Here is a 3,535-nt window from a genome sequence, read left to right as displayed (position 1 = left end):
ATCCTCTCTTAAAATGAGTGATTTTGATCTTCTGATGTCGGGGGCGGATTACTTGATTCAAGTGGAGGAGTTGGAGGACGTCGACCCCGCCGTGTTTACGGCGGTGCGAAACTATAGCTATGACGATATTGCCATCCGCCTGCCGGAAGATCAGCTGTATGAATAAAGAGTGGGGCTAGTGCTGCCGTTATTTGTTAGGTGGCGCTGCCGCTTACCTAACCTACGCTCGCTGGGAGTCGATTTGCGGGATATGTCTGGTGGCTCGGGAGGCTGATGTTGTGGTTATTTTCCAGAGGGCGTTGCCGCTTATCTAATCGACACACTAACCGAACGTGTAGGTTAGGTAAGCGGCAGCGCCACCTGACAAAGGCCTCCTCTATGTTTTCCGATCTTCTTCACGCCTCCTCGTATGTCTAGATAGTTGCGTCGACGGGCGGACGCCGCTGAGAACGGGACGGGGTACAGGTCCGTGCAAAGCCGGCCATAGTCCCTTCAAAAAGAGCAGCCAACCGGTGGCCCAGAACAGTGCCGACCAGGCAAGGGTGTCGACCGGAAAAACACCCGGGGGAAGCAAGCGAAGGGCGGGGGAGAGTAAAATAAAAGCCCCCGCTAGGGTTTGCACACGCCTGGGTTTCAGGCCTTGGGCGCTCCTGTGCATCGCCGCCCGCGAGGCAAACCCAAGAATCATGGCACCCATCGCCCCCATGGTAAGCGCATGTAGAACAACTCCCAACCGCATTAACTGAGGCCAGCATAACGCTGCACCCATCAGTATTAATCCAACCCCGAGCCATACCCAGGCAAGTTGTAACATTGCCAGCGAGCTTAGGCGCCATGCTGTTAACGGTTTCCAGCCGGCTAGGCGAACGAGCTGCAGTGCCCCCGTTATCAGTGGCAGACTGCCAGTCGTCACTCTCAGTTTCGGAAATGGCAGCGTCGCCAGTGTGATGAGCAGCATCACGACTGAAGTGGTTTGCAGTGCTAAAGGAGCCCTCAGAGTACTGGGTCGCGCGTGCAGCGTTAGGGCATTTCGGGTGAAAGCCGGTATCGCCCGACCTCCCACCAAGACAATGAGTAACCCGAATGCCACACCCGCCCAGGACGTAGCAGTGGCCGTCCCATTGTCGAAGAGCCACGTTTGAAGGAGCATGACTTCTGCAAATGCCAGCAACAGGGGCGCCGCGGCGAGATGCAGCCGCGACCAGGCGGCGGCCTCTATCACGCGCAAGAGCAGGAACACCGTGAGCACTAGCGTGAAACTGGGCCCTATGATTAACAGGAACGTGCTGGGTAAATCGTCCCCCAAAAAGGGTAGGCCGCGTGCCAGCAACCAAAGCACGACCAGTACCCAAACAAGAGTGGGCGGTATAGCGCTACGGCCGACCCAACTAGGCAAGGCCGTCAGCAAATAACCCGCAACGGCAGCGCCTCCCATACCGAATAACAGGAGGTGTAAGTGTAAAAAAATTTGCCGTGAGGCGGGAAGAGGAATCCACCATATGAGCCCGCCGGCAATGGCGGCCAGGCCGGTAAGCAGAAAGAAGGGTCGGTATGGTGGCATGAACGTATCAGCGGTTACTCAGAACAATGCAGCGATTGTAGCCTAAGCGACCCGTGGCGGGGTGCTCTATAGGTCCAACAGGTCTCTAAGGTGGCTGCCCGCTTGGCGCGAAATATCGGCCATTGTCTTCCGTCGCGAACGTTCCGCCCAAATAAAATGCGTGAACCAAAAAGCAGAGTTTACAGCCATTGCAACCGTCGCTCCTGGTCCATGCGCACGGTGGGTGAGGTGTCGCCGCGTTCGCGGTTCAGCCGCTTTTCCAGCCAGTGTGCATCCTCGGCACTGGCACGATGGAGTCCAAAGCGCTCCATACGCAGGGGGAACATCCACAACGCCAGTGGCTTGCCGCTGGCCAGATCAAACCGGCAGAAATACATCAGTGTCAGTTCGGGCCGGAAGACCTCGTGACCGGTAATGCCCTCGTAATCATTAATAAAATCACCACAGCCATAAAAAATCGGTTGGCCTTTATAGCGCTCAAAGCCACATGGGTGGTGGGAGGAATGACCGTGAATCAGGTTGACCCCCGCATCAATCAACTGATGGGCCAGACGTCTGTGCTCGGGAGGAATATCGTAGCCCCAGTTGCTCCCCCAGTGAATCGACACCACCGCCAGGTCGCCCGGCCTTTTTTCCGCGTTCACCGCCTCGGAGACGCTTCTGGCGGTTCGCTCCGAGGCATTCTCGAAATACCACACCCCCGCCCGCCGCGACCCTGCATTCCATTCGGCTGGAATTCCGCTGTCTGCAAGGCCGAGACTCCAGATGAGTACTCGATAACCGCCTTCAAGGTTGAAAATCATGGGGCGGGCGGCAGCCTCGGAACACTCACCAGCCCCGGCATGCGTGATGCCTAACTCATCGAGCCTGGCCAAGGTATCGGTCAGACCTTCCCGCCCCCAATCCAGCACATGGTTGTTGGCCAGAGAGCAGGCGTCGATGCGCGCTGCGTTCAATAGAGCCGCATTGTCGGGATGCATGCGGTAATGAACGCCCTTGTCGGGCCAAGGGCGGCCCCTGGCGGTAATACTGGTTTCAAGGTTAATCAGACGCAGTCCAGGCTCGGCAAACGCCAGTTCCTCCAACGCCTGGCCCCAGACCGCCTCGTATCGCATCGGTTGCGCAATCGGCCTGTCCCGGGATTGCGCGAGGGCCACATAGTCTCGTGCATCGCGGACAAAGCCTTCGTACAGCTCCGGGGATACAGGGGAGGGCAGGGCCTGGTCAATTCCCCGGCCGGCCATCACATCGCCGCAAAAAAAGCAGGTGAGAGAAGCGCTCATAGTCAGTGCCTCCTCAAGGTTCTCCCCAAGTGTAGAAGAATGATGACGTTGTAAGTGGAATCGCGTGCCATTCGGGAACAGTAGGCGTAACAGATGATCTACATTTGAACGTACATCACCTTGGCAAGAGGAGATTTGCTATGCCATTTGCACCCGCAGAGATGACCTTGACTAGCTCTGTTTTCCCGCCGGAGGGGCCCATCCCCGTTCAGTACACGGGGGAGGGAGATGATCTGTCGCCACCCTTGGCCTGGGAGAGTCCGCCGAAAGGCACTCAAGGTTTCGCCATTTTCTGTCTGGACCCGGACGCCCCGCTGGTTTCTCCTGACGGAAATTGTGGTTTTGTGCACTGGGTGTTGTATAACCTGCCAGAGTCGGTACGTTCGCTGGATGAAGCGACGCCCGAAGGCACGCCGGGCCTCAATAACTTCGACAAAATCGGCTACGGCGGGCCACTGCCACCTCCGGCCCATGGCACGCATCGCTATTACTTTTGGGTAGTCGCGCTAGACAAGGAGCTGGACCTATTGGAAGGCTTGTCGTTATGGGAGTTCCTAAAGGAGGCCGAGCCACATATTCTCGGGATGAGTCGGTTGGTGGGGACTTATCAGAGAAAGTAAGAATTTGAGTAACTATTCAGCACCATCTTCAAGATGCGAGCGCTTTTCAATCAAAAAGTCCGGCCAGTTAT

3 protein-coding genes are annotated in these 3,535 nt (G+C 56.9%); 1 reads left to right on the top strand and 2 read right to left on the bottom strand.

What is annotated here, in order from left to right:
- Positions 1-376: 376 nt before the first annotated feature.
- The gene (locus AAE514_RS18660; protein WP_430623924.1) at positions 377-1,561 is read right to left on the bottom strand and encodes an NnrS family protein; all 1,185 of its coding nucleotides are present in this window, start codon (positions 1,559-1,561) and stop codon (positions 377-379) included.
- Between the two features lie 179 nt (positions 1,562-1,740).
- Entirely contained in the window at positions 1,741-2,844 is a 1,104-nt protein-coding gene (locus AAE514_RS18250) for a CapA family protein (protein ID WP_347332995.1), read from the bottom strand.
- A 140-nt stretch (positions 2,845-2,984) separates the two neighbouring features.
- On the opposite strand from AAE514_RS18250, the gene AAE514_RS18245 reads away from it, so the two are divergent.
- Positions 2,985-3,464: a YbhB/YbcL family Raf kinase inhibitor-like protein gene (locus AAE514_RS18245; RefSeq protein WP_347332994.1), complete on the top strand. Its 480-nt coding sequence runs from the start codon at positions 2,985-2,987 to the stop codon at positions 3,462-3,464.
- The last annotated feature ends 71 nt before the right edge of the window (positions 3,465-3,535 follow it).

It is taken from the genome of Marinimicrobium locisalis (genome assembly GCF_039822625.1).
Lineage (GTDB): Bacteria > Pseudomonadota > Gammaproteobacteria > Pseudomonadales > Cellvibrionaceae > Marinimicrobium > Marinimicrobium locisalis.
Note: the sequence above shows the minus strand (reverse complement) of the source record. Positions and strands in the feature narration are given on the sequence as shown.